Source organism: Paraciimarium castrense LEGE 11436 (genome assembly GCF_056633055.1).
Genome location: NZ_JBSJOW010000004.1, coordinates 100,090 through 123,776, shown reverse-complemented (window position 1 = coordinate 123,776; position 23,687 = coordinate 100,090). Strand labels below are relative to the sequence as shown.

The 23,687-nt window shown below is 69.4% G+C and carries 25 protein-coding genes and 1 tRNA gene; 11 read left to right on the top strand and 15 right to left on the bottom strand.

From position 1 onward, the window contains the following. Nucleotides 1-113 precede the first annotated feature (113 nt). From ACWJIO_RS07910 to ACWJIO_RS07895, 4 genes are all read right to left on the bottom strand, one after another. Entirely contained in the window at nucleotides 114-476 is a 363-nt protein-coding gene (locus ACWJIO_RS07910) for a hypothetical protein (RefSeq protein ID WP_480312618.1), read from the bottom strand. After that, the gene (locus ACWJIO_RS07905; RefSeq protein ID WP_480312617.1) at nucleotides 473-721 is read right to left on the bottom strand and encodes a hypothetical protein; all 249 of its coding nucleotides are present in this window, start codon (nucleotides 719-721) and stop codon (nucleotides 473-475) included. Before ACWJIO_RS07905 ends, ACWJIO_RS07910 begins: the two co-directional genes overlap by 4 nt. A gap of 168 nt (nucleotides 722-889) precedes the next feature. Beyond that, nucleotides 890-1,537 (bottom strand): DUF4335 domain-containing protein, encoded by a 648-nt coding sequence (locus ACWJIO_RS07900; RefSeq protein ID WP_480312615.1) that lies wholly within the window; start codon nucleotides 1,535-1,537, stop codon nucleotides 890-892. Between the two features lie 33 nt (nucleotides 1,538-1,570). Beyond that, nucleotides 1,571-2,131: a DUF3038 domain-containing protein gene (locus ACWJIO_RS07895; protein WP_480312613.1), complete on the bottom strand. Its 561-nt coding sequence runs from the start codon at nucleotides 2,129-2,131 to the stop codon at nucleotides 1,571-1,573. A 41-nt stretch (nucleotides 2,132-2,172) separates the two neighbouring features. Between ACWJIO_RS07895 and ACWJIO_RS07890 the strand changes: the two genes are divergently transcribed. Continuing rightward, nucleotides 2,173-2,697 (top strand): adenine phosphoribosyltransferase, encoded by a 525-nt coding sequence (locus ACWJIO_RS07890; RefSeq protein ID WP_480312611.1) that lies wholly within the window; start codon nucleotides 2,173-2,175, stop codon nucleotides 2,695-2,697. A 14-nt stretch (nucleotides 2,698-2,711) separates the two neighbouring features. Here the strand turns inward: ACWJIO_RS07890 and ACWJIO_RS07885 are convergent, their stop codons facing one another. The 5 genes from ACWJIO_RS07885 to dapB form a co-directional block, all read right to left on the bottom strand. Further along, nucleotides 2,712-2,924, bottom strand: a complete 213-nt coding sequence (locus ACWJIO_RS07885) for a DUF2949 domain-containing protein (protein WP_480312609.1) — start codon at nucleotides 2,922-2,924, stop codon at nucleotides 2,712-2,714. Nucleotides 2,925-2,949: 25 nt separating this feature from the next. After that, nucleotides 2,950-4,125 carry an FAD-dependent monooxygenase gene (locus ACWJIO_RS07880; protein WP_480312607.1) on the bottom strand — a complete coding sequence of 392 codons (1,176 nt, stop codon included), beginning with the start codon at nucleotides 4,123-4,125 and terminating at the stop codon, nucleotides 2,950-2,952. A gap of 111 nt (nucleotides 4,126-4,236) precedes the next feature. Further along, on the bottom strand, nucleotides 4,237-4,482 hold the full coding sequence (locus ACWJIO_RS07875) for a high light inducible protein (RefSeq protein ID WP_480312605.1): 246 nt from the start codon (nucleotides 4,480-4,482) through the stop codon (nucleotides 4,237-4,239). A 92-nt stretch (nucleotides 4,483-4,574) separates the two neighbouring features. Beyond that, nucleotides 4,575-5,222 carry a hypothetical protein gene (locus ACWJIO_RS07870; RefSeq protein ID WP_480312604.1) on the bottom strand — a complete coding sequence of 216 codons (648 nt, stop codon included), beginning with the start codon at nucleotides 5,220-5,222 and terminating at the stop codon, nucleotides 4,575-4,577. 34 nt (nucleotides 5,223-5,256) lie between these two features. Beyond that, the gene (gene dapB, locus ACWJIO_RS07865) at nucleotides 5,257-6,138 is read right to left on the bottom strand and encodes a 4-hydroxy-tetrahydrodipicolinate reductase (RefSeq protein WP_480312602.1); all 882 of its coding nucleotides are present in this window, start codon (nucleotides 6,136-6,138) and stop codon (nucleotides 5,257-5,259) included. Between the two features lie 102 nt (nucleotides 6,139-6,240). Here dapB and ACWJIO_RS07860 point away from each other — a divergent pair, with 102 nt between their 5' ends. Beyond that, the gene (locus ACWJIO_RS07860) at nucleotides 6,241-10,248 is read left to right on the top strand and encodes a magnesium chelatase subunit H (protein ID WP_480312600.1); all 4,008 of its coding nucleotides are present in this window, start codon (nucleotides 6,241-6,243) and stop codon (nucleotides 10,246-10,248) included. A 25-nt stretch (nucleotides 10,249-10,273) separates the two neighbouring features. After that, nucleotides 10,274-11,044: an SDR family NAD(P)-dependent oxidoreductase gene (locus ACWJIO_RS07855; RefSeq protein ID WP_480312598.1), complete on the top strand. Its 771-nt coding sequence runs from the start codon at nucleotides 10,274-10,276 to the stop codon at nucleotides 11,042-11,044. Nucleotides 11,045-11,047: 3 nt separating this feature from the next. Here the strand turns inward: ACWJIO_RS07855 and folP are convergent, their stop codons facing one another. From folP to ACWJIO_RS07840, 3 genes are read right to left on the bottom strand one after another with little or no spacing between them, the layout of a single operon-like run. Next, nucleotides 11,048-11,884 carry a dihydropteroate synthase gene (folP, locus tag ACWJIO_RS07850; RefSeq protein WP_480312597.1) on the bottom strand — a complete coding sequence of 279 codons (837 nt, stop codon included), beginning with the start codon at nucleotides 11,882-11,884 and terminating at the stop codon, nucleotides 11,048-11,050. 3 nt (nucleotides 11,885-11,887) lie between these two features. Further along, nucleotides 11,888-12,628, bottom strand: coding sequence for a triose-phosphate isomerase (gene tpiA, locus ACWJIO_RS07845; protein WP_480312595.1), 741 nt, complete (start codon nucleotides 12,626-12,628; stop codon nucleotides 11,888-11,890). A gap of 44 nt (nucleotides 12,629-12,672) precedes the next feature. Continuing rightward, a complete protein-coding gene (locus ACWJIO_RS07840) occupies nucleotides 12,673-12,882 on the bottom strand; it encodes an RNA-binding S4 domain-containing protein (RefSeq protein ID WP_480312593.1) in 210 nt (69 codons plus the stop codon). Nucleotides 12,883-12,906: 24 nt separating this feature from the next. On the opposite strand from ACWJIO_RS07840, the gene ACWJIO_RS07835 reads away from it, so the two are divergent. The 3 genes from ACWJIO_RS07835 to ACWJIO_RS07825 are packed head-to-tail and all read left to right on the top strand — an operon-like array spanning nucleotide 12,907 to nucleotide 15,294. Continuing rightward, nucleotides 12,907-14,691 carry an ABC transporter ATP-binding protein gene (locus ACWJIO_RS07835; RefSeq protein ID WP_480312592.1) on the top strand — a complete coding sequence of 595 codons (1,785 nt, stop codon included), beginning with the start codon at nucleotides 12,907-12,909 and terminating at the stop codon, nucleotides 14,689-14,691. After that, nucleotides 14,688-15,050 (top strand): hypothetical protein, encoded by a 363-nt coding sequence (locus ACWJIO_RS07830; protein WP_480312590.1) that lies wholly within the window; start codon nucleotides 14,688-14,690, stop codon nucleotides 15,048-15,050. The genes ACWJIO_RS07835 and ACWJIO_RS07830 overlap by 4 nt, the downstream gene beginning before the upstream one ends. Before the next feature lie 22 nt (nucleotides 15,051-15,072). Further along, nucleotides 15,073-15,294 (top strand): DUF6447 family protein, encoded by a 222-nt coding sequence (locus ACWJIO_RS07825; protein ID WP_480312588.1) that lies wholly within the window; start codon nucleotides 15,073-15,075, stop codon nucleotides 15,292-15,294. A gap of 16 nt (nucleotides 15,295-15,310) precedes the next feature. On the opposite strand, the gene ACWJIO_RS07820 is transcribed toward ACWJIO_RS07825, so the two are convergent. The 3 genes from ACWJIO_RS07820 to carB are packed head-to-tail and all read right to left on the bottom strand — an operon-like array spanning nucleotide 15,311 to nucleotide 20,776. After that, nucleotides 15,311-16,636 (bottom strand): alanine/glycine:cation symporter family protein, encoded by a 1,326-nt coding sequence (locus tag ACWJIO_RS07820; protein WP_480312586.1) that lies wholly within the window; start codon nucleotides 16,634-16,636, stop codon nucleotides 15,311-15,313. A 55-nt stretch (nucleotides 16,637-16,691) separates the two neighbouring features. After that, a complete protein-coding gene (locus ACWJIO_RS07815; protein ID WP_480312585.1) occupies nucleotides 16,692-17,411 on the bottom strand; it encodes a DUF3386 domain-containing protein in 720 nt (239 codons plus the stop codon). Between the two features lie 44 nt (nucleotides 17,412-17,455). After that, complete coding sequence (carB, locus tag ACWJIO_RS07810; protein WP_480312584.1) at nucleotides 17,456-20,776, bottom strand: carbamoyl-phosphate synthase large subunit; 3,321 nt, start codon at nucleotides 20,774-20,776, stop codon at nucleotides 17,456-17,458. 125 nt (nucleotides 20,777-20,901) lie between these two features. On the opposite strand from carB, the gene ACWJIO_RS07805 reads away from it, so the two are divergent. From ACWJIO_RS07805 to ACWJIO_RS07785, 5 genes are all read left to right on the top strand, one after another. Then, on the top strand, nucleotides 20,902-21,537 hold the full coding sequence (locus ACWJIO_RS07805) for a DUF3318 domain-containing protein (protein WP_186696840.1): 636 nt from the start codon (nucleotides 20,902-20,904) through the stop codon (nucleotides 21,535-21,537). A gap of 55 nt (nucleotides 21,538-21,592) precedes the next feature. After that, nucleotides 21,593-22,024: a ribosome silencing factor gene (gene rsfS, locus ACWJIO_RS07800; RefSeq protein ID WP_480312582.1), complete on the top strand. Its 432-nt coding sequence runs from the start codon at nucleotides 21,593-21,595 to the stop codon at nucleotides 22,022-22,024. 8 nt (nucleotides 22,025-22,032) lie between these two features. Continuing rightward, on the top strand, nucleotides 22,033-22,527 hold the full coding sequence (locus ACWJIO_RS07795) for a CGLD27 family protein (RefSeq protein WP_480312580.1): 495 nt from the start codon (nucleotides 22,033-22,035) through the stop codon (nucleotides 22,525-22,527). A 27-nt stretch (nucleotides 22,528-22,554) separates the two neighbouring features. Next, on the top strand, nucleotides 22,555-23,526 hold the full coding sequence (locus tag ACWJIO_RS07790; RefSeq protein WP_480312578.1) for an asparaginase: 972 nt from the start codon (nucleotides 22,555-22,557) through the stop codon (nucleotides 23,524-23,526). A gap of 46 nt (nucleotides 23,527-23,572) precedes the next feature. Beyond that, a tRNA-Met gene (locus tag ACWJIO_RS07785) sits at nucleotides 23,573-23,649 on the top strand. Nucleotides 23,650-23,687: the final 38 nt, after the last annotated feature.

Genomic DNA, 23,687 nt, shown 5'->3' with positions numbered 1-23,687 from the left:
CCCCAGCGTCCCGCCTGGCTCAACTGGCTGTTTCTGGCCGCCTTTCTGTGGTCGAGCTGGCAGCTCACCGGCCTCTGGTTCTCACGCCTGCACGGCTGAGCCCCGGCCCTCCCTCAGCTCGAGGGGCGGCGGGGCAGGCAGGCCCGCACCAGTCTCACCACTCCCCCCACCACCAGCACCAGCGCCCCCAGGGTCACCACCACCAGCAGCACCACGGCGAGCAGCTGCACAAACCCCAGCAGGAAGGTGCTCACGCCCTTGATCAGGTTGACGGTGGCCTCGCTGAGCAGCAGAAACGCATCGTCCCGCGCCGGGATCTGCAGCAGCCCCGCCAGCAAGCCACAGCCCAGAGCGCCCAGCAGCAGCCCGGAGCCAAACTGCCGCAGCCGCGTCGGCCGGTTCTTGCGTCGAAACACCTTGCGCTGACCACCCGGTTTCTGGGGGAGCTGCAGCAGGGGGCGGCGGGAGGAGGTCATGCCTCAAGAGGGTGGCCGGCGCCACGCATCCAGCGCTCGAATTCCATCAGCACCAGCTCGTTGGGGCAGTCGATCAGGTGCAGACCACCCACCGTGCAGTCGCCCTGGCCGCCGTGGTGCAGGGTGAGGCGAAACGACTCACCGCTGAGGCCACACACTTCTGGGTCGCTGCGTACCACCACATCCAGGCTCGCCCCCAGGCGCGCCACCCGGATCCGCAACTCAGACCAGCTCAGTGTCGTCATTCAGCGGGCAGAACAGGCGGACAGAACAAGCGAACGAAACGGGGAAAGAGAGCAGGCCGCCACACGAAGCGAAAGCCGCTGCCCAGCAGACGCTGCAAATGCACGCACGGGGAGCAAGGCAACCTGAATCCTGGCCTCAGTGTGACCAGCCAGGCGCTGGCGTCAAGCTCAGGGCCCGGGACTGGGCTCAGGCGTGGAGCCAGCGGCGGGGGCTCCCGCGGCGGCAGGGGCCTGGGGGGAGGCGGTGGGCTGGGGGCGGGGTTCCGGCAGCAGCAGGCTGACGCCCGCGGCCATGGCGAGGGCCACGGCGCCGCCCAGCGGTGCGGCCAGACGCTGACGGCGGGGCAACCGCCCCTGCACCTCCCGCGGCTTCAGGGGCTGGGGCACGGGCAGATCCAGAGGCATCTGCAGGCGCGGGTCGAGGCGCAGCTGGTCCAGCACCCGCACCAGATCAGCCAGCTCGGCGTCATCCAGGCCGATCGTGAGAGGGGGGGTGTCGGGCTGGCTGCTGCGCAGCAGCAGGGTGTGGCTTGCCCCAGCGGTGTCAGCCTCAGCGGGGGCGATTTCCACGGGCAGGGGCGGGCCGCCGAAGCGGCGGCGCACACCGCTGATCAAATGGCGGGCATAGGGCAACACCACCTGCATCAGGGCCAGCAGGTGCTCCTTGCGCCCCTCCAGCTCCGGCCGGCCGGCCCAGCGCAGGCTCCAGCCGGTGATGATCCCGATCGCCTCGCCCCGCTGCCCCACCGACACATCGGGCAGACCCTCCACCTGCAAGCGGCAGCTGAGTTGTTCGAAGCGCAGGGTCTGTTTCATCGCGGGCTCAGGGTGGGGTCATGGCGGGTGGGGTCAGCCGCCGGGGTCCATCAGGCTGGCGCGCAGGCGCTCGAAGCCGCCGATGCCGCCGCCGAGGGCGAGGGTCTGCACCAGCTGATGGCGCTGGGGGGCCCCCAGCAGCGGATCGAGCAGCCGCTGCACCCCCACCCGGCGAGGATTCATGCGTTCGTTGAGCAGGGCCGAGAGGCGCCCCTGGAACAGCTGCCAGCGCTGCTCGCGCACCTGGGGCGATTCGGACTCCGACAGCAAGGCCCGCAGCAGGGGGTAGAGGCGGTCGGCCAGGGCGCAGAGGATGCGGATCAGGGCGTCCGTCTCGGCCGGATCGAGCTCGCCGCGGCGGGTGGTGCGGCGCAGGGGGTTGTAGCAGCGCCGTTTCCAGAGCTCCACCCGGTTGGGGAACAGGCCGGTGAAGCCCATCTCCTCGCTCATCCACACCATCGCCTCGCCGCCGTTGAGGTCGAGGGCCTCCACGCTCAGCAGCAGCAGGTCGAGCCGCTCCAGTCCCCGCCGGGGCAGTCTGGTCTGCTCAGCGGGCCGGGGCGGGGCTGGCGGTGCTGCAGCAGGGTCGCTCATGGCTGCGATGATGCCAGCTCCCGCCCCCCTTCGTCACGCCGATGGCCGTTGATCTGCGCCGGTTCGTGCGCGACGTGCCCGACTTCCCCAAGCCCGGCATCCTGTTCCGCGATCTCACGCCGCTGATGCGCGATCCCGAGGGCTGGCAGGAGGTGATCCGCCAGCTGGAGCTGGCTGCCACGGCGCTGCAGCCGGATCTGATCGTGGGCATCGAATCGCGGGGCTTCATCGTGGGCATGGCCCTGGCCACCCGCCTGGAGCTGGGTTTCGTGCCGGTGCGCAAGCCCGGCAAGCTGCCCGGCGCCGTGACCGGCGTGGACTACGCCCTCGAATACGGCAGCGACCGGCTCGAAATCTGCAGCGATGCCCTTGAGGGCAGCCCCCGGGTGCTGGTGGTGGACGATCTGCTTGCCACCGGCGGCACCGCCGCCGCCTGCGCCGAACTGGTGAGCAGTGCCGGGGGCGAGCTGTGCGGCTTCAGCTTCGTGGCCGAACTGGCCGGTCTTGCCGGCCGCAGCCGCCTGCCCGAGGCCCAGTCGATCACCTCCTTGATCATTTACGACTGAGACCAGAGCCTGGCCTAGAGGTTGCTGTCCTGCCAGGTCCACACCTGCTCGAGCTGCTCCAGGCTGATCAGGCCGTAGCGCCACAGCACCGCCGGCAGCGGCGCCTGCTCCTGCTGGGCCTGCTTGATGCCCAGGGCCAGGGCGCTCTCGCTCAGCCCCAGCTGGTTGCGCAGATAGCGCAGCAGGGCCTGGGGAGGCGGCGACTGGGGGCTGGAGCTGATGACCATGGTCAGGGCTGCATCAGCAGAGAGATCACCATGGCTGGCAGGGGCCGTGGGTCATGGCCCCCAGGCTGAGCCGGCGCAATGGAGCCACGGAGGCCAGAGCGGCCAGGCCCAGGCGCCGAAAAGGCAGCAGCAGCCTGACACGGTTGGAGAACAGGCGCATCAGCAGATCGGTGGCCGCCAGGGTGAGCAGCAGGTCGGGCCAGCGGCGGCGGCCATAGGCCCCCGGCAGCCGTTCGGGCCGCAACCGCCCGGCGGCCGTGCGCCGGGCCAGGCGGTGCAGCACGGCCACATCGCGCCAGCAGAGGTTGAGCCCCTGGCCGCCCACGGGATGGCAGCGGTGGGCGCTCTCCCCCACCAGCAACGTGGAGCCGGAGCTCAGCCGGCGGGCCAGCAGCAGGCCCACCGGGAAGGCCCGGGGCTGATCCAGGAGCCCATCGGGCTGCAGGCCCTCCGGGAGGCTGGCGGCCAGCACATCCAGAAAGGCATTGCCCGCCAGACTCTCCAGCTGGCGGCAGCGGCCACTGGCGGCGCTCCACACCATCTGGGCCTGGCCGGGCGCCAGGGGCAGCACGGCAAAGGGCCCCTCGGGCCGGAACAGCTCCCAGGCCTCGTCGGCGGCGCTGCCGCGCAGGGCCACCTGGGCCGTGAGGCAGCTCTGGCGGTAGGTGTGCTGCCACACGCCGATGCCCAGGGCCTCGCGGTGGGGGGAGTGGGGGCCATCGGCGGCCACCACCAGATCGGGGGCCTCGCGACCCGCCTCGGCCTCCAGGCAGGCAGCGGGCTCCACCCCACCCCCCAGCTTCAGAGACACCGCCGGGTGGGCCTGCAGCCGCGCCAGCAGCAGCTCCATCAGGGGCCGGTGCAAGCCCACCCAGCCCACGGCGGCGCCGGCACCACGGCGCAGGGCCGGGGCCAGATCGCCCAGCCCGAAGGGCACCGCCGCCCCCACCTCCTGATCACAGAGCAGCAGGCGCCGAAACGGCACCATCACCTCCTGCAGGGCAGCCCAGAGATCGAGCTGCTCCAGCAGGCGCCGGCTGGCGTGGCTGAAGGCGTAGGCCCGCTGGCGGCTGCAGAGCTGCTGCCCGTCCATCGGGTCAGTCAGGGTCACCTGCCAGCCCGCCTCGGCCAGGGCCAGGGCGCTGAGGGCGCCGGTGGGCCCGGCCCCATGCACCAGGGCCCGATAGGGGGTGGTCGCCATCGCGTAGCCAGGCATCAAAAAAGCCGCAGGTCAGTCTGCGGCTCAGGGAGAAAGGATGCTCAGAGAGCCGCGCTCAGAAAGGCGCCCTCAGAGCAGCGCCAGCAGATGGGATCAGCCGATGCCCAGCAGGCCGCGGGTGAAGGCCTCGCCGCCCAGGGCGATTTCGGTGGCGAGCAGGGCAATGAAGCCCAGCATGGCCATGCGGCCGTTCAGCTTCTCGGCGCGCTCGTGGAAACCCCAGCCGCTCTCGGGGCTCACCACTTCCATGCGGGGCTCACTGGCAAAGGCGTTGAGGCGGCCGCCGTCTTCGGTGGTCACGGTGGCGCCGCGGATGATGGCGGGATTGGCTTGGGTCATGCGGGAACCTCGTTCACTGCATGAAATGTAACACATTGTTGCGCTGTGTGACGAGCTGTTGCTCCTGGCTGGCCGTCCGGGCCGGCTCGCCCCTACCTCAGGCGCCGCAGGCACAGCTCCTCAAAGGCCGGCTTGAGCAGGAAGGGATACTCGCCCACCCACAGCTTCAACTGGGGCAGCCAGGCATCAGTGATGGCGCCGATGCGGGAGAAGTCACGCCGCTCGCTCAGCACCAGCACCCGCACCACCTGGCCGCGCCGGATCAGCTGATGCTTCTTGTCCATCGGAAAGCGCAGCTTGCCCAGGTAGCCCTCCTCGTCTTCGAGCTCCAGCGTCAGCCAGGTGCGGCGGTTCTCCACCAGCTCCAGCCGCCCGCCCTTGTCGGCCTGTTCGCGCCGGTTCTCCACCACCTCGGTGGTGTAGAGGTCGCCCACCTGGCCCTCGAAGATCGCTGCGGCGGGGTATTTGCGCAGGATGGCGTTGCGGCGGCCGGCCTCCAGGATCGGCCCCCACAGCATGTAGAGCAGGAACACGAAGCCCGTCACCAGCATGATCGGGCCGGCCTGGCTGGAGAACAGCAGGGTCTGGCTCACCAGCAGGCTGATCACGCCCCCGATCACCGAGATGAAAAAGCGCTGCAGCAGCTTGCGGGGCGAACCGCTGCAGGCATTGAACTGGGGGCCGGTGGCCACCGCCGGAATCAGCCGCGTCAGCTCCCCCGGCTTGAGCGGAATCAACATCGCGCCCCCCTCCTGGGACTGAACCCGGCCCCCATCACAGCAGGCGCTCCAGGCCATACACCAGGCCCGGCAGCGACCGCACCCGCCGCACCGCCAGCAGCACCCCCGGCATGTAGGCGGCCCGCTCGATCGTGTCGTGGCGGAGCGTGTAGGTTTCGCCCGCCGCGCCGAACATCACCTGCTGGTGGGCCACCAGCCCGGGCAGGCGCACCGCATGCAGGCGCAGGCCGCTCTCGCGCTGGCCACCGCGGCAGCCGGCCAGGCTTTCGTGCTCCTCCACCTGCAGCGGATTGAAGCTCTTGCCCAGCTCCTCCATCAGTTCGGCCGTCTTGATGCAGGTGCCGCTGGGGGCATCGGCCTTGCGGTTGTGGTGCAGTTCGGTGAGCTCGGCGTAGTCGTAGAAGCGGGCGGCGGCGGCGGCGGCCTGCTGCAGCAGCACCATGCCCACCGAGAAGTTGGGAATCACGGCGCCGCCGATCGAGGCCTTGCCCGCAAACACCGCCAGATCGTTCAGCTGCTCGGGGCTCAGCCCCGTGGTGCCGATCACCGGGTGCACCCCGTAGGCGATGGCGCCGCGGGTGTGCTCGTACACCACCTTCGGATGGGTGAAGTCCACCAGCACCGCCCCCTGGCCGGGGCCGTCCTGGCGCACCAGCTGGCTGGCCTGGCAGAGGCAGCCCTCGAAGTCGGCCGTCACGGCCACCTCCAGCTCGCCCAGGCCCAGCTCCAGGCCCACATCGGCGCCCTCCTTGCCGGCGGTGGTGTCGATCGCCCCCACCAGGCGGCAGTCGGGCGCCGCCAGCAGCGCCCGGATCACCTCGGCGCCCATGCGGCCGAGGGCGCCGGCCACCACCACGGCGATCGGGGGGCTGCTGCTGGGCGCAGCGGTGGGGGCACTGGCGGCGGTGCTGGTCATGGTCTCGAAACCGTTCTCATCAACGCTTGCTGCAGAGCCTATGGGGCAGCCACCGCCCCAGGGAGGGGGTTCGTAAAGTCAGCCCATCTCCTTCACGCCCGCATGTTCACGCAGGTCCGCTCCGCCAACCGTCGGGTCAGCCCTGCCGCCTCCCATTGCGGTGCGGTGATGAAGGCCGTCTACGTGGTGCTGGAGCCCCAGTACCAGAACGCCCTCACCCAGGCAGCCACGGCGCTCAACGACCAGAACGGTCCCCTGGCGATCGAGCTGAGCGGCTATCTGATCGAGGAGCTGCGCGATCCCACCAACTACGCCGACTTCTGCGCCGATGTGGCGGCGGCGGATGTGTTCATCGCCTCGCTGATCTTCATCGAGGACCTGGCCCAGAAGGTGGTGGAGGCCGTGGCCCCCCACCGCGACAGGCTCAAGGCGGCCGTGGTGTTTCCCTCCATGCCGGAGGTGATGCGGCTCAACAAGCTGGGCACCTTCTCGATGGCCCAGCTGGGCCAGAGCAAGAGCGCCATCGCCGGCTTCATGAAGAAGCGGAAGGAGGCCGGCGGCGCCGGTTTCCAGGACGCGATGCTCAAGCTGCTCAACACCCTGCCCACGGTTCTCAAGTACCTACCGGTGGAGAAGGCCCAGGACGCCCGCTCCTTCATGCTCAGCTTCCAGTACTGGCTGGGCGGCACGCCGGACAATCTGCGCAACTTCCTGTTGATGCTGGCGGACAAGTACGTGTTCCCCCGCGGCAGCGGCAGTGAGCGGGCGGCGGTGGCGGTGGCCGAGCCGGTGGTGTTCCCCGACCTGGGCATCTGGCACCCCCTGGCGCCCTCGATGTTTGAGGACCTCAAGGAATACCTCAACTGGAGCGCCAGCCGCACCGATCTGAGCGAGAAGGCCCGCAACGGCCCGGTGATCGGCCTGGTGCTGCAGCGCAGCCACATCGTCACCGGCGACGAGGCCCACTACGTGGCCGTGATCCAGGAACTGGAATACCGCGGCGCCACCGCGATTCCGGTGTTCTGCGGCGGCCTCGACTTCACCAAGCCGGTGAACGCCTTCTTCTACGACCCGCTGAAGCCAGGCAGTCCCCTGGTGGATGGGGTGGTGTCGCTCACCGGCTTCGCCCTGGTGGGGGGTCCGGCCCGCCAGGACCACCCCAGGGCGATCGAGGTGCTCAAGAGCCTCAACCGCCCCTACATGGTGGCGCTGCCGCTGGTGTTCCAGACCACCCAGGAATGGGAGGAGAGCGACCTGGGCCTGCACCCGGTGCAGGTGGCCCTGCAGATCGCCATCCCCGAACTCGATGGCGCCATCGAGCCGATCGTGCTCAGCGGCCGCGATGACGCCACCGGCAAGGCCCACACCCTGCAAGACCGGGTGGAGGCGATCGCCGAGCGCTCGATCCGCTGGGCCTCCCTGCGGATCAAGCCACGAGCCACCAAGAAGCTGGCGATCACGGTGTTCAGCTTCCCGCCCGACAAGGGCAATGTGGGCACCGCCGCCTACCTCGATGTGTTCGGCTCCATCCACCGGGTGATGGAGGAGATGGCGGCCCAGGGCTACGACCTCGGCAGCCTGCCCCGCACGCCGAAAGAGCTGATGGAGTCGGTGCTGCAAGACCCCGAAGCCCTGGAGGGCGCCCCCGAACTGGCCATCGCCCACCGCATGAGCGTGGCGGAGTACGAGCGGCTCACCCCCTACTCCGAGCGGCTGGAAGAGAACTGGGGCAAGCCCCCCGGCAATCTCAACTCCGATGGCACCAACCTGCTGATCTACGGCCGCCACTTCGGCAATGTGTTCGTGGGGGTGCAGCCCACCTTCGGCTACGAGGGCGATCCGATGCGGCTGCTCTATTCCCGCAGCGCCAGCCCCCACCACGGCTTCGCCGCCTACTACACCTACCTGGAGAAGGTGTGGGGCGCCGATGCGGTGCTGCACTTCGGCACCCACGGCTCGCTGGAGTTCATGCCCGGCAAGCAGATGGGCATGAGCGACACCTGCTACCCCGATTCGCTGATCGGCGCCCTGCCCAACCTCTACTACTACGCCGCCAACAACCCGTCGGAAGCCACGATCGCCAAGCGGCGCGGCTACGCCGAGACGATCAGCTATCTCACGCCGCCGGCCGAAAATGCCGGCCTCTACCGGGGCCTCAAGGAGCTCGGTGAGCTGGTGGGCTCCTACCAGCAGCTGCGCGAGAGCAGCCGCGGCGTGCAGATCGTGAACGCGGCGGTCGAAACCGCCCGCCAGTGCAACCTCGACAAGGACGTGGCCCTGCCCGAAGGCGATGCCGCCGAGCTCGACCTGGCCGCGCGCGACGCCGTGATCGGCCAGGTGTACCGCCAGCTGATGGAGATCGAGAGCCGCCTGCTGCCCTGCGGCCTGCACACCATCGGCAAGCCCCCCACCGCCGAGGAGGCCATCGCCACCCTGGTGAACATCGCCGCCCTGGAGCGTGAGGAGGATGGCCTGCGCTCCCTGCCGGCCCTGCTGGCCGAGAGCCGCGGCCGCAGCATCGCCGAGATCTACAAGGGCAACGACGACGGCGTGCTTGCCGACGTGGAACTCAACCGGGTGATCACCGAAACCTGCCGCGCCGCCGTGGGCGCGATGGTCAAGGCCGTCACCGGCAGCGACGGCCGCGTAACCCTGCGCCGCAAATTCGCCTGGTTCTTCAACCTGCTGGAGCGCTTCGGCTTCAAGCTGCCCAGCCCCTGGCTGGGTGCCTGCTGCTCGGCCGGCTTCGCCCAGGTGGACCAGACCGAACTCGACCGGCTGTTCGGCTACCTGCAGTTCTGCCTGGAGCAGATCTGCGCCGACTTCGAGATGCAGAGCCTGCTGCGGGCCCTCGATGGCGAATATGTGCTGCCCGGCCCCGGCGGCGATCCGATCCGCAACCCCGGCGTGCTGCCCAGCGGCAAGAACATCCACGCCCTCGATCCCCAGGCGATCCCCACCAAGGCCGCCATCGCCGCCGCCAAGGTGGTGGTGGACCGGCTGATCGAACGCCAGAAGGCCGAGCAGGGCACCTGGCCGGAAACGATCGCCTGCGTGCTCTGGGGCACCGACAACATCAAGACCTACGGCGAGTCGCTGGCCCAGATCCTCTGGTTCATCGGCGTGCGGCCGGTGGCCGATTCGCTCGGCCGTGTCAACAAGCTGGAGCTGCTCTCGCTGGAAGAGCTGGGCCGGCCCCGCATCGACGTGGTGGTGAACTGCAGCGGCGTGTTCCGTGACCTGTTCATCAACCAGATGGGCCTGATCGATCAGGGCGTGAAGATGGCCGCCGAGGCCGATGAACCGCTGGCGATGAACTTCGTGCGCAAGCACGCCCAGGAGCAGGCCGAGCAGGAGGGCATCTCCCTGCGCGATGCCGCCACCCGGGTGTTCTCCAATGCCAGCGGCAGCTACAGCTCGAATGTGAACCTGGCTGTGGAGAACAGCACCTGGGAGGAGGAGGGTGAACTGCAGGAGATGTACCTCTCCCGCAAGACCTTCGCCTTCAACGCCGACAACCCCGGCGAGATGAACCAGAAGCGCGGCGTGTTCGAGTCGGCGATGAAAACCGCCGACGTGACCTTCCAGAACCTGGATTCCGCCGAGATCTCGCTCACCGATGTGAGCCACTACTTCGACTCCGACCCCACCAAGCTGATCGCCGGCCTGCGCGACGACGGCAAGGCCCCCACCAGCTACATCGCTGACACCACCACCGCCAACGCCCAGGTGCGCTCCCTGAGCGAAACGATCCGGCTCGATTCGCGCACCAAGCTGCTCAACCCCAAGTGGTATGAGGGCATGCTCAACTCCGGCTACGAGGGCGTGCGGGAGGTGGCCAAACGGCTCAACTTCACCCTGGGCTGGAGCGCCACCAGCGGCGCCGTGGACAACTTCGTGTACGAAGAGGCCAACGACACCTTCATCAACGACCCCGAGATGCGCCAGCGGCTGATGGAGCTCAACCCCCACAGCTTCCGCCGCATCGTCGGCACCCTGCTGGAAGTGAACGGCCGCGGCTACTGGGAGACCTCAGACGAGAACATCCAGCAGCTCCAGGAGATCTACCAGGAGATCGAAGACCGGATCGAGGGGGTCACGGCTCCCTGATGCCCTGCGATCAGATCTCGCCACCATGAACGCTTTTCGACTGGATGGCCAACGGGCTTTGGTCTCCGGCGGCTCGAAGGGCCTGGGGGCAGCCATCGCCAGCAGCTTCGCCGAGGCCGGTGCCGACATCGGCCTGATCGGCAGGGACACCGATGGCCTGAACAGGGTCAAGGCCGTTGTCGAGAGCTACGGGCGCCACTGCTGCCTGATCGAAGCCGATCTCGGCTCGGTGGAGGGCGCCAGGCGCGCCGGGGAAACAGCCCTGGAGCTCTTTCCGCAATGGGATGTGCTGGTGAACAATGCCGGCATCGCCAGGGCCGCTCCGATCCTGGAGATCAGCGAAGCCGATTGGCAGGACACTTTCGCGGTGAACCTGCGCTCCGCCCTGATCCTCTCGCAACTGATCGTGCCGCAGATGATCAGCAGAGGCCGCGGCAAGGTGGTGAACATCTCGTCGTTGGGCGCCTTTCTTGGCACCCCTGGATTAGGCGCCTATGCCGCCTCCAAGGCCGCCATCAACCAGCTGACCCGAACCATGGCCGTGGAATGGGGGCCGGCCAATGTTCAGGTGAATGCCCTTTGTCCCACCGTGATCCTCACCGAGCTGGGCCATGAGATCTGGGACAGCCCTGCGATGCAGGCAGCCAGACAAGCCAAGGAAAGCAGGATTCCGATGCACCGCTTTGCAGAACCCGAGGAAGTGGCCCGGGTGGCCCTGTTCCTGGCCAGCGCCGCGGCTGATTTCATCCAGGGCGTGTCCCTGCCCCTCGATGGGGGCCTGCTGATCGCCCCCTAGCGCTCAGCACCGCACGATCGCATCCACCATGCGGGCGGTCTGCACGATCGGCCCCACGTCGTGGACCCGCAGCACATCGGCGCCGGCGCTGATCGCCTGGGCACAGACCGCCGCGGTGCCCCAGAGCCTGGCCCGGGGCCGGGGCTCCTCCAGCACCGCGCCGATGAAGCGCTTGCGGGAGGGGCCCAGCAGCAGGGGGAAGCCCTCCTGCCGCAGCGCCGCCAGCCCCCGCAGCAGGGAGAGGTTGTGCTCGGTGGTCTTGGCAAAGCCCAGGCCCGGATCCCAGATCAGCTGATCCGCCCGCACCCCCGCCGCCAGAGCGGCGTCGGTGGCCCGCAGCAACTCCTGGCGCACCTCCGCCACCACGTCGGTGTAGACGGCCAGCCCATCCATGCTGCGGCTGTCGCCACGGCTGTGCATCAGCACCAGCGGGCAGCCCGCCGCGGCCACCACCTGCAGCAGGGCGGGATCGCGTCGGCCGCCGCTCACATCGTTGATCCAGTCGGCCCCGGCCTCCAGGGCGGCTTCCGCCACCGCGGCGCGGAAGGTGTCGATCGAGAGCAGCGGCCGCTTCGCCGGCAGCCGACCCTGCACCAGGGCGCGCAGCACAGGCAGCACCCGGGCGGCTTCCTCGGTTGCGCCCACCTCGCTGGCCCCCGGCCGGGTGCTCTGGCCGCCGAGATCGAGCACGTGGGCACCCTCGCGCTCCATGCGGGCCGCCTGAGCCAGGGCCGGCTCCAGATCCAGGTAGCGGCCGCCATCGCTGAAGGAGTCCGGGGTGAGGTTGAGCACCCCCATCACCAGCGTGCGCTCACCCCAGCGCGGCGGCTGGCTGGCCATGGCTCACACCGCCGCCGACACCCGGAAGTTGGCGATGCGCGCAAAGCTCTCGGGATCGAGCGAGGCGCCACCCACCAGCACGCCATCGATGTCGCTCTGGGCCATCAGATCGTCGATGGTGGCGGGGTTCACCGAGCCGCCGTACTGCACCGTGACCTCGGGATTGCCCACCCAGCCGCGGATCAGGCCACAGATGCGGTTGGCCTCCTCGGCGGGACAGGTCTTGCCGGTGCCGATCGCCCAGATCGGCTCATAGGCCACGATCAGCCGGGTGGGATCGACGGCCTCCAGACCCTGCTCGATCTGACGGTGGATCACCCGTTCGGTTTCCGCCGTCTCGCGCTGGTCGAGGCTCTCACCCACACACAGGATCGGCACCAGCCCGTGCTTCTGGGCCGTGCGGGCCCGCAGGTTGATCTGCTCGTCGGACTCGCTGAAGTACTTGCGCGGCTCGCTGTGGCCCACGATCGCGTGGGTCACGGCGTGCTCCACCAGCATCGGCGCCGACACCATGCCGGTGTAGGCCCCCTGCTCCTCCCAGTGCACGTTCTGGGCGGCGATCGCCACGCCGGCGCCCTCCAGGTGGCGGCTCACGGTAGGGATCGCCGTGAACGGCGGCGCGATCACCACCTGGCGGTCGCCCGGCAGGTCGGCGATGAGGGGCCGGAAGGCGGCGGCAAACTCCCGCGCCTGGGCGCATGTCATGTGCATCTTCCAGTTGCCTGCGATGACAGCCTTGGCCAAAGGTCCTCTCCCAGCGACGTGCTGAAAAGCTAATGGGCCGCCTGTCAGCGGCTGTTGGCCGTGGGGGTGACGATCAGCTCACGGCCGTCCAGGCTCACCGCATCGCCGAGGGCCAGCTGGCGGCCGCGGCGGGTTTCGATCAGGCCGTTGACGCGCACATCGCCGCGCTGGATGCGCAGCTTGGCCTCGCCGCCGGTGGCCGCCAGCCCCTGGTATTTGAGGAATTGGTCGAGCTTCACGGCGAATCTGGCCATAGGGACAGGCGATAGCGTGCCCTGATGCCCGCACCGCCTCCGGACAGCCTGCCCCAGCTGCAGCGGACCTCTGCCCCCAGCCTGGCCGGCACGGTGCGCCGGCTGTGGCCCCTGCTCAGACCCCACCGCCGCCGCCTGCTGGCCGGCGGCGCCTGCATCCTGGTGTTCGTGCTCTGCTGGCCTGTGCTGGCCTGGCTGGCGGGGCGGCTGATTCCGGCGATCGGCGCCGGTGACGTGGGGCTCACCCTGCAGTCGATCCTGGCCGCCCTGGCGGTGTTCATGGTGCAGAAGGCGGCCCAGTACGGCCAGGACACGCTGCTGGCCAACCCGGCCCTGCGGGTCAGCCAGTCCCTGCGCCAGCAGCTGTTCGCGCGGCTGCAGCAGCTCGACTTCAACGCCCTCGAAAAACTCTCCGCCGGCGACCTCACCTACCGCCTCACCGAGGATGCCGACCGGGTGGGCGAGGTGATCTACAAGACCATCCAGGACACCACCCCCAGTGCCCTGCAGCTGGTGGCGGTGCTGGGTTACATGGTGTGGCTCGACTGGCCCCTGGCCCTGGCCACCCTGCTGCTGGCCCCCCTGGTGGCCCTGCTGGTGAGCGGCTTCGGGGCGAGGGTGATGGGGGCCGCCGAGCGCAGCCAGGAGCAGGTGAGCGAGCTGGCCAGCCTGCTGGGCGAGGCCATCTCCGGGCTGCCGCTGGTGCGGGCCTTCGCCGCAGAGCCCTGGCTGCAGCGGCGCTTTGACCAGGAGATCGACCTGCACCGCCGGGCCCGCTACCGCACCCTGCGGCTGCTGGCCCTGCAGCATCCGGTGGTGGGATTTCTGGAGGCCGCCGGCATCCTCACCGTGCTCTGGATCGGCGCCTGGCGGATCCAGTCGGGGCAGCTCGACAGCCAGGGCTTCAGCAGCTACGTGGCCGCCCTGCTGATGCTGATCGATCCAATCGCCCACCTCACCACCAATTTCAACGAATTCCAGCAGGGCCAGGCCTCCCTGCAGCGGCTGCGGGCGATCGAGAACGAGCCCGTCGAAACCCCCGACCGTCCCCAGGCACGACCCCTGGGTCCGGTGCGCGGCGCCCTCCAGCTCGAGCAGGTGTGGTTCGCCTACGGCGACGGCGAGCCGGTGCTGCGCCAGGTGAGCCTGGAGGTGAAGCCCGGCCAGGTGGTGGCCCTGGTCGGCCCCTCCGGAGCCGGCAAGAGCACCCTGTTCTCGCTGTTGCTGCGCTTCAACAACTGCCAGCGGGGGCGGGTGCTGCTGGATGGCCACGACCTGGCCGACCTGCGCGCCCGGGAGCTGCGCCAGGCCGTGGCCCTGGTGCCCCAGCAGAGCAGCGTGTTCTCGGGCACGGTGGCCGAGGCGATCGCTTTCGGGCGGCCGGCCACGCCCGAGGCGATCCGCCAGGCGGCCCGCCTGGCCAACGCCGATGGCTTCATCAGCCAGCTGCCCCACGGCTATGAGAGCCGGCTGGAGGAGCGGGGCCGCAACGTGTCCGGTGGCCAGCTGCAGCGGCTGGCGATCGCCCGCGCCGTGCTGGGCAATCCCGCCGTGCTGTTGCTCGATGAGGCCACCAGTGCCCTCGACGCCGAGGCCGAGGAGGCCGTGCAGGCCGGCCTGCAGACCGCCATGGCCGGCCGCAGCGTGCTGGTGATCGCCCACCGCCTCTCCACCGTGCAGAGGGCGGATCGCATCGTGGTGCTGGAGGCGGGCCGGATCGTGCAGCAGGGCAGCCACAATCAGCTGATGGCCCAGGACGGTCGCTACCGGCAGCTGTGCCGCCGCCAGTTCATCCACCTCGAACCATGACCGGCAGCCCCATCGGCTCGGCATTCGGCTGGGAATACCGCGTGATCCACATCGACGTGGAGAGCGGCAACCCGCCGGAGCCTCCCTCGCCCCAGAGCGACAGCGAGCGGCTGGGCGGCGCCCTCAGCCCCGAGTTCCTGGAGCGGGAGTTCCCCCAGCAGTACAGCCCCCTCAACAGCACCCCCCGGCACCCGGCCGAGCAGCTGCAGTTCTTCCTCAATGCCCTGGGCCGGGAGCACTGGGAGATGGTCGAGGCGGCCCAGGTGGGGCCGCTGCTGATGTTCGTGTTCAAGCGCCCCCTGGGGAGCCCCGAAGCCACGCGTCGCGGTGATCGCGGTGCGGGTCCGTCCGTAACCTGAGGACACCTGAGCGTTCCGCGTCTTGACCTCCACCCCCCAGCAGCCGCCGGTCCTCACTTTCGAGGGCAAGCGCTACGACCTCAACAGCCTGCCCAATGAGCTCAAGGAGCTGGTGAAAGGCATGCAGGTGGCCGATGCCCAGCTGCGCATGCACGAGGACACCCTCAAGGTGCTGGCCGTGGGCCGACAGGCCATGGCCAGCCAGCTGAACGACAAGCTCAAGGCGATTGCGCCCCTGCCCTGAGCCCGCCGGCCGCCCCTCAGCTGCGGGCCTCCCCGTCGAAGCGGTAGGCCCGGGTGAGCCGGAACACGGTGCCTGAGAGCAGCAGCAGGCCGATCAGGTTGGGGATGGCCATCAGGCCGTTGAGGATGTCGGCGATCGTCCAGATCGCGTCGAAGCTGGCCACCGAGCCCACCACCACCACGGCCACCCACAGCAGGCGGAAGGGCTTGATGCCGCCGGTGCCCACCAGGAATTCCAGACAGCGCTCGCTGTAGTAGCCCCAGCCCAGGATCGTGGTGCCGGTGAAGAACACGGTGGCGAAGGTCACCAGCCAGCGGCCCCCCGGCAGGCCCCAGTCGAAGGCCGCCATGGTGAGGGTCACCCCCCGCTCGCCACTGTCATAGAGGCCGCTGGCCACGATCACCAGGGCCGTCATCGTGCAGATCACCAGGGTGTCGATGAAGGTGCCGAGCATCGCCACACTCCCCTGCAGCACCGGGTCGCCGGGCTTGGCCGCCGCCTGGGCGATCGGCGCGGTGCCCAGGCCCGCCTCATTGGAGAAGATGCCCCGGGCGATGCCCATCTGAATCACGGTGCCGAGGGCGCCGCCGGCGGCGGCCTGGCCCGAGAAGGCATTGCTGAAGATCACACCGAAGGCGGCCGGGATCTTGTCGATGTGCAGGGCCAGGATGATCAGCGCCCCCACCACATACACGGCGGCCATCACCGGCACCACCACTTCGGCCACCTTGCCGATGCGCTCGATGCCGCCGATCAGCACCAGATAGGCCAGCACCGCCATGCCGATGCCCGTGGCCAGGGGCGGAATCGCCAGGCTTTCATTGAGGGCCTTGGCCATCTCGTGGGCCTGCACCCCGTTGCCGATGCCGAAGCCGGCCAGGGTGCCGAACAGGGCAAACAGCACCCCCAGCCAGGCCCAGCGGGGCCCCAGGCCATTGCGGATGAAGTACATCGGCCCGCCGACGTGTTCGCCGAGGCCATCCACCTCGCGGTAATGCACCGCCAGCAGCGATTCGGCGTACTTGGTGGCCATGCCCACGAAGGCGATCACCCACATCCAGAACACGGCGCCGGGACCGCCCACGGCGATCGCGCCGGCCACGCCGGCCACGTTGCCTGTGCCGATCGTGGCGGCCAGGGCCGTGGCCAGGGATTCGAAGGCCGACACGTCGCCCTCGCCCTTGGAGCTGCGGATCGAGGCGAACGCCTGGCGGAAGCCGAAGCCGATCTTCAGCAGCGGCATGAACCGCAGCCCCAGCATCAGATAGAGGCCCGTGAGACCGATCAGCCAGAGGGTGGGAGGCCCCCACACCAGGCTGTTGATCTGTTGCAGCAACTCCAAGGCAGGATCTCAGTGTTGCCGCGATGGTGTCACGGGGCCTGGGATCCGGCCACCCCTAGGCGAGGGGCTCGAGGTGTTCGAAACGAAACAGCTGGCGGCTGGCCGGCGCCTCGCCATGGGCCTCGGTGGCCACCTCCCGCTCGCTCAGCACCCAGGGCCCCCCGTCGCAGAGGGGCACGAAGGTGTCGGTGAAGCGGCTGAGGCCGCCGCGGGCGTCGCCCGTGGCCGGATCGGCGTACTGGCTGGTGTAGGAGCGGCTCAGGTAGCCGGCGCCGGTGTGGGTCACCGACTCGGTGAAGATCGTCACCACCGTGCCGTGGATGTGGCGGTGCACCATGGTCACCACATCGTTGTGAATGCGGTAGCGGTCGCCGTCGTTCTTGCCGCCCACGATCACCTCGGTGCCCACCGCATCGGTGTTGCCCGCCGTGAAGGTGTTGGCGCCGTGGGTCTGCTCGAAGCTGCGGCGCACCCGGTGAATCGCCACCTCCCAGAGCTGGGAGGCCATGGCCTTGTGAATCTCCTCGTCGGCGATGCCCTCCACCTGGGCCTTGAGGTCGGCGCCCACTGTGAAGCGGCCCCCGGCGCGGCGATCACCCTGCTCCCAGGAGCAGGTGCCCTGGTAGCCCGCGAAGCCGGGATCCCAGGTGTAACGGTTCTCGTAGGCGGCGCGGAAGGCGGCGGTGCAGTCGCTGCCTTCTGGAATGGCTGCAGAAGTCGTGCTGGCCGTCGTGGCGGCAGTGCTGGCAGAGCTGGTGGTGGCGGTCACGGGCATGGGCGCAGGGCCCCAACGCTACCCAGGCGAACCCCGGGGCTGGCTCAGCCCCTCACCATCGGGTGGATGTCCTGCAGGGCCGTCACCGAGAGATGTTGCTGCTGCAACGCACCGATCGCCTCCACAGCTGCCCGCGCTCCCGCCAGGGTGGTGAGCGTGGGCACGGCGTAGTCGAGGGCCGCCCGGCGCAGGTAGGCGTCATCGAAGGTGGCCTGGCGGCCGATCGGCGTGTTCACCACCAGCTGGATGCGGCCGGAGCGGATCGCGTCCTCGATGTTGGGCCGCCCCTCGTGCACCTTGAGGATCACCTCCACCGCCAGGCCCTGCCGGGCCAGCACCGCGGCGGTGCCGGCGGTGGCGATCAGTTCGAAGCCCAGGTCGGCCAGGCCGCGGGCCACGGGCACCAGGGCCGGCTTGTCGCGGTCATGGGTGGAGAGGAACACGCGGCCGCCGGTGGGCAGGCTCTCGCCGGCCCCCTGCTCGGCCTTGGCATAGGCCATGCCGAACCCGGGGGCCAGGCCCATCACCTCGCCGGTGCTGCGCATCTCAGGGCCCAGCAGGCTGTCGGAGCCGGGGAAGCGCTTGAAGGGCAGCACCGCCTCCTTCACCGCCTGCAGGGGGGGCCTCGGCTCACTGTGCAGGCCCAGCTCGTCGAGGGTGCGCCCGGCCATCAGACGGCTGGCCACCTTGGCCAGGGGCACACCGGTGGCCTTGGCCACGAACGGCACCGTGCGGGAGGCCCGGGGATTGGCCTCGATGATGAACACCCGCTCCTCCCCTGCCGCGCTGCGCTGCACGGCGAACTGCAGGTTGATCAGGCCGCGCACGTTCAGGGCCAGGGCCAGGTCGCGACTCCAGGCGCGGATCGTGGCCAGGCTCTCCTCCCCCAGGCTCACGGTGGGCAGGCAGCAGGCCGAATCGCCGGAGTGGATGCCCGCCGGCTCGATGTGCTCCATCACGCCCCCGATCAGCACCGTGCCGGTGCGATCGCAGAGGGCGTCCACATCCACCTCCACGGCGTTGTCGAGGTACTGGTCGATCAGCACGGGGTGGTCGGGCTCCACGTTCACGGCCTCGGCCATGTAGCGGTTGAGCTCCTGGGCGTTGAACACCACCTCCATGGCCCTGCCGCCGAGCACGTAGCTGGGCCGCACCACCACCGGGTAGCCCACCCGCTCGGCCACGGCCAGGGCTTCCGGCTCGCTGCGGGCCAGGCCGTTGCGGGGCTGGCGGATCTCCAGCCGCCGCAGGATCGCCTCGAACTGCTCGCGGTCTTCGGCGGTGTCGATCGATTCGGGAGAGGTGCCCCAGATGCGGGTGCCGGTGGCCTGGCCCTCGGCCGAGGCCAGCCAGCGCAGCAGGGGCAGGGCCAGCTTGAGGGGCGTCTGGCCGCCGAACTGCACGATCACGCCCGTGGGCTTCTCGCTCTCGATCACGTTGAGCACGTCCTCGAGGGTGAGGGGCTCGAAGTAGAGGCGGTCGCTGCTGTCGTAGTCGGTCGACACCGTTTCCGGGTTGCTGTTCACCATCACCGTGGCGTAGCCCTCCTCCTGCAGGGCAAAGGAGGCGTGGCAGCAGCAGTAGTCGAACTCAATGCCCTGGCCGATGCGGTTGGGGCCGCCGCCCAGGATCATCACCTTCTGGCGACTCTCGGGCAGCACCTCGTCTTCCGGGGGCAGCGGCGCCACGCTGCCGTCGGCGGCGATGCGCTCCAGCGGCCGCTCGTAGGTGGAGTAGTGGTAAGGGGTGGCCGAGGCGAACTCGGCGGCGCAGGTGTCCACCGTCTTGAACACCGCGTTCACCCCCAGGGCCTGGCGGTGCCGCCTCACGGCCAGCTGGTCGCTGCCAGTGGCCCAGGCGATCTGGGGATCGGAGAAGCCGAGCTGTTTGAGCCGCAGCAGGGCGCCGGCATCGAGCTGCTCAAGGCGGCGCCCGCGCAGCAGCTCCTGCTCGGCGCTGAGGATGCCGCGCAACTTGGCCAGGAACCAGGGATCGATGGCACTGAGGCGGTGGATCTCTGCGTCATCGAGGCCGGCCACCATGGCGGTGCGTACCGCGAAGATCCGCTCCGGCGTGGCCGTGCGCAGGGCGGCGCTCAGGGCGGCGGGCTCAGGGCTGGCATCGGGGCGGTCACAGCCCCAGCCGGCGTGGCCGGTTTCCAGAGAGCGCAGGGCTTTCTGGAACGACTCCTCGAAACAGCGGCCGATCGCCATCGCCTCCCCCACCGACTTCATCGAGGTGGTGAGTACCGCCGGGCTCCCCTGGAACTTTTCAAAGGCGAAGCGGGGGATCTTCGTCACCACGTAGTCGATCGTGGGTTCGAAGCAGGCCGGCGTGGCGCCGGTGATGTCGTTGGTGATCTCGTCGAGGGTGTAGCCCACCGCCAGCCGGGCCGCCAGCTTGGCGATCGGGAAGCCCGTGGCCTTGGAGGCGAGCGCCGAGGAGCGCGACACCCGCGGGTTCATCTCGATCACCACCACGTCGCCGTTGGCGGGGTTGATCGCGAACTGGATGTTGCTGCCGCCGGTGTCCACGCCGATCTCGCGGATGATCGCGATCGACTGGTCACGCAGGCGCTGGTACTCCCGGTCGGTGAGGGTCTGGGCCGGGGCCACGGTGATCGAATCGCCGGTGTGAACCCCCATCGGGTCGAGATTTTCGATCGAGCACACGATCACCACGTTGTCGGCGGTGTCGCGCATCACCTCCAGCTCGAACTCCTTCCAGCCCATCAGCGACTGCTCGATCAGGATCTGGGAGACGGGACTGGCCTCCAGACCGCTCTTGCAGATGGCGCGGAACTCCTCGGGGTTGTAGGCGATGCCGCCGCCGCTGCCCCCCAGAGTGAAGGCCGGCCGGATGATGCGCGGGTAGCTGCCGATCACCTCGCCCACCGTCTCCGCCTCTTCGAGGCTGTTGGCGATGCCGGAGGGGCACACGGCCACGCCGATGCGCCCCATCGCCTCCTTGAACAGCAGCCGGTCTTCCGCCATGCGGATCGCCTTGAGGTCGGCGCCGATCAGTTCCACGCCGTGCTCGGCCAGGGTGCCGTTCTCGGCCAGGGTCACCGCCAGGTTGAGGGCGGTCTGGCCGCCCATGGTGGGCAGCAGGGCGTCGGGCTTCTCCACGGCGATCACCCGGGCCACCACTTCGGGGGTGAGCGGCTCGATGTAGGTGCGATCCGCCATGTCCGGATCAGTCATGATCGAAGCGGGGTTGCTGTTCACCAGCACCACCTCGAAGCCCTCGGCCCGCAGCGCCTTGCAGGCCTGGGTGCCGGAGTAGTCGAACTCGCAGGCCTGGCCGATCACGATCGGTCCCGAGCCCAGCAACAGAATCCGCTTCAGGTCCGTGCGGCGGGGCATGGGCGTGGTCGGCGGCCAAACCCGATCAGGCTCTCATGCCCTGGTGGCCACCGACGTTCAGCGCCAACCAGGCGATGCCGTCATGGTGGCTAGGCTGGGTGTTCTCCAGCTGACCGTTCCCGTCGATGAGCGAACTCCAGCGCCTCAAGGGGCTGCTGCCTCCGGAAATGCAGAGCTGGGTGTTCGTGGAAGCCGCAGCTTCGGTTGAGCCGCCCCTGATCACCATTGAGGAGATCGGTCGCGATGAGATCGAGATCCAGGTGGATCTCGAAACCTGGGATGGCCTCGCCCTCGACCACCGCAATCTGCTGTTCTGGCACGAAGTGGGCCGGGTTCAGAACGATGCCGTGCCCCGCGATGGCTGGGAGATGGCCGCCCTGGCCATCGGCCTGGGCGGCGCCATCGGTGAGCTCTGGGTTCAGGATGGCCTGCTGCTGCTGATGGCCCTGGGTCTGTCGGGCTTCGCGGGCTACCGGCTCTACCTCAAGAACAACTCCGAAAAGCGGCTGCAGGATGCGATCAGCGCCGATGAGCGGGCGATCGATCTGGCCTGCCGCTTCGGCTACACCCTGCCCAACGCCTACAAGAGCCTCGGCGGCGCCCTGAAGGAGCTGGCCGAGCAGACCCGCAAGAAAAAGAAACGCACCTTCTACGAAGACCGCCTCGAAGCCCTGCGCAAGAGCGCCGGCAAGGCCCGGGCCGAAATGGCCCAGCAACAGGGATCCCGCCAGTCGGTCACCAGTGAAAACGTCTATGGCTGAGTCGATCACCCCCACCCATTCGCCCGCAGGCGCGCCAATGCCCACAGCATCCCCCGTGTCCACGGCATCCCCGCTGCCCACGGCCCAACCCCCCACCGGGTCCCGGTCGCCCCGCGACCCCCACACCGAAGCCCTCGCCCTGCTGGTGGCCGACGCCTGCGACGACCGCAAGGCCGTGGACATTCGCCTGATCCGGGTGGATGAGGTGTCCTCCCTGGCCGACTGGTTCGTGATCTGCAGCGGCCTCTCCGACGTGCAGGTGCGCGCCATCGCCCGCTCCGTGGAGGACAAGCTCGAGGAGGTGCATGGCCGCCTGCCCCTGCGCCGCGAGGGCCAGACGGAGGGCCGCTGGGTGTTGCTCGACTACGGCGAAGTGATCGTGCACGTGCTCACGCCGGCGGAGCGCAGCTACTACGACCTGGAGTCGTTCTGGGGCCACGGGGAACAGGTGCCCTACGTAGGCTCAGGGGCAGATCTCAACGCCTGAGCGTGACCATGGAGCTGCTCGGGCCCTGCCCGGTACCGCCGGACCAGCGCCCGCTCAAGCAATACGAAGAGCTGCGCGGCTCCTGGTTCTTCGCCTGGCCTGCCGAGAGTCTCGATGGCCTGATGCGTCCGCTGCTGATCAGCTGGCTGCTGGTGGCTCCCCTCAGCGTGCTGGTGGCCAGCGGCAGCTGGGTGCTGCGCCACGATCCGGCCCGCATGGTGGCTGCAGGGGCAGCCGCTGCCATCGCCCTGCCCACACTGCTGCTGGTGCGCCAGTGGCTGGGCTGGAGCACCATCCACCGGCGCCTGATCAGCGAGCGGGTCGACTACGAGGAGTCGGGCTGGTACGACGGCCAGGTGTGGGAGAAGCCCCTGGCCTGGCGCCAGCAGGATCTGCTGGTGGCCCAGCATCAGGTGAGGCCGATCCTGGGCCGGCTGCAGCAGGCCATCGGCCTGGCCGCCACCTTGATGTTGCTTGGGGCGAGCCTCTGTCAGGCTCTCTGAGCACGGCCAGATCGACCGGCTTCCCGTATGTCCCTGCCCCCCAGCTTCGGCGGATCGGCCCGCACCTCCATCCCGCCCCTGGAAGTGAGGCTGCTGCGCAACGGCATTGCCGAATCCCGTCATCGGGTGCATGCCGTGGTGTGCGACGGCCGCGGTCGGGTGCTGATGCGGGCCGGCGATCCCCAGCAGCTGAGCTTCGTGCGCTCGGCCCTCAAGCCATTTCAGGCCTCCGTGTTCGTGGCCAGCGGCACTGCCGACCAGATCAACTGCGGCGACAGGGGTCTGGCCATCGCCTGCGCCTCCCACGCCGGCACCTCCAGCCATGCCCGCGAGGCCTTCCGGCTGCTGTGGGGCGCCGAGGTGGAGGCCGAGCAGCTGCAGAGCCCGGTGCCCGAGCACGGCAGCAGCCCCCTGGAGCACAACTGCTCCGGCAAGCACGCCGCCTTTCTGGCCACCTGCCGGCGCATGGGCTGGGCCCTGGAGAGCTACCTGCGGCCGGAGCATCCCCTGCAGCAGGAGGTGCTCAAGCGGGTGGCCGAGCTGCTCGGCCTGCCCGCCGCTGAACTGGTCACCGCCCGCGACGACTGCGGTGCCCCCACCCTGCAGCTGCAGCTGGCCCAGATGGCCCTGCTCTACGCCCACCTGGGAGCCGGCGCCCAGCCCGACCTGGAGCGCCTCAGCCGGGCGATGCTCAGCCATCCGGAGCTGGTGGCGGGTGAGGGGCGCTTCGACACCGAGCTGATGCGCCTGGGCCATGGCCAGGTGCTCAGCAAGGGAGGAGCCGAGGGGATTCAGTGCCTGAGCCGGGTGGGCGAGGGCCTGGGGGTGGCGATCAAGGTGGAGGACGGCGCCGGGCGGGCCAAGCACGCCGTAGCCCTGCACCTGCTGGAGCAGCTCGACTGGCTGACGCCGGTGACCCTCGAGGAACTGCACCGGTCCTTCCGGGAGCCGGCGCCGCACCTGAAGCTGGACGTGCGCGGCGAACTGCGCTTCGACTGAGATCCACCTGTAGCGCAGGACACCGGCTGGTACACTCCACTGGTGCCGCGGGGTAGAGCAGCCTGGTAGCTCGTCGGGCTCATAACCCGAAGGTCGCGAGTTCAAATCTCGCCCCCGCCACCATTTGTTTGCTCTCCAACAGGCTCCGGTTTCCCCGGGGC

Coding starts and splice junctions, on each gene's coding strand:
- ACWJIO_RS07910 (WP_480312618.1), bottom strand. CDS start 476: ATGACCTCCTCCCGCCGCCCCCTGCTGCAGCTCCCCCAGAAACCGGGT.
- ACWJIO_RS07905 (WP_480312617.1), bottom strand. CDS start 721: ATGACGACACTGAGCTGGTCTGAGTTGCGGATCCGGGTGGCGCGCCTG.
- ACWJIO_RS07900 (WP_480312615.1), bottom strand. CDS start 1,537: ATGAAACAGACCCTGCGCTTCGAACAACTCAGCTGCCGCTTGCAGGTG.
- ACWJIO_RS07895 (WP_480312613.1), bottom strand. CDS start 2,131: ATGAGCGACCCTGCTGCAGCACCGCCAGCCCCGCCCCGGCCCGCTGAG.
- ACWJIO_RS07890 (WP_480312611.1), top strand. CDS start 2,173: ATGGCCGTTGATCTGCGCCGGTTCGTGCGCGACGTGCCCGACTTCCCC.
- ACWJIO_RS07885 (WP_480312609.1), bottom strand. CDS start 2,924: ATGGTCATCAGCTCCAGCCCCCAGTCGCCGCCTCCCCAGGCCCTGCTG.
- ACWJIO_RS07880 (WP_480312607.1), bottom strand. CDS start 4,125: ATGGCGACCACCCCCTATCGGGCCCTGGTGCATGGGGCCGGGCCCACC.
- ACWJIO_RS07875 (WP_480312605.1), bottom strand. CDS start 4,482: ATGACCCAAGCCAATCCCGCCATCATCCGCGGCGCCACCGTGACCACC.
- ACWJIO_RS07870 (WP_480312604.1), bottom strand. CDS start 5,222: ATGTTGATTCCGCTCAAGCCGGGGGAGCTGACGCGGCTGATTCCGGCG.
- dapB (WP_480312602.1), bottom strand. CDS start 6,138: ATGACCAGCACCGCCGCCAGTGCCCCCACCGCTGCGCCCAGCAGCAGC.
- ACWJIO_RS07860 (WP_480312600.1), top strand. CDS start 6,241: ATGTTCACGCAGGTCCGCTCCGCCAACCGTCGGGTCAGCCCTGCCGCC.
- ACWJIO_RS07855 (WP_480312598.1), top strand. CDS start 10,274: ATGAACGCTTTTCGACTGGATGGCCAACGGGCTTTGGTCTCCGGCGGC.
- folP (WP_480312597.1), bottom strand. CDS start 11,884: ATGGCCAGCCAGCCGCCGCGCTGGGGTGAGCGCACGCTGGTGATGGGG.
- ACWJIO_RS07840 (WP_480312593.1), bottom strand. CDS start 12,882: ATGGCCAGATTCGCCGTGAAGCTCGACCAATTCCTCAAATACCAGGGG.
- ACWJIO_RS07835 (WP_480312592.1), top strand. CDS start 12,907: ATGCCCGCACCGCCTCCGGACAGCCTGCCCCAGCTGCAGCGGACCTCT.
- ACWJIO_RS07830 (WP_480312590.1), top strand. CDS start 14,688: ATGACCGGCAGCCCCATCGGCTCGGCATTCGGCTGGGAATACCGCGTG.
- ACWJIO_RS07815 (WP_480312585.1), bottom strand. CDS start 17,411: ATGCCCGTGACCGCCACCACCAGCTCTGCCAGCACTGCCGCCACGACG.
- carB (WP_480312584.1), bottom strand. CDS start 20,776: ATGCCCCGCCGCACGGACCTGAAGCGGATTCTGTTGCTGGGCTCGGGA.
- ACWJIO_RS07805 (WP_186696840.1), top strand. CDS start 20,902: ATGAGCGAACTCCAGCGCCTCAAGGGGCTGCTGCCTCCGGAAATGCAG.
- ACWJIO_RS07795 (WP_480312580.1), top strand. CDS start 22,033: ATGGAGCTGCTCGGGCCCTGCCCGGTACCGCCGGACCAGCGCCCGCTC.
- ACWJIO_RS07790 (WP_480312578.1), top strand. CDS start 22,555: ATGTCCCTGCCCCCCAGCTTCGGCGGATCGGCCCGCACCTCCATCCCG.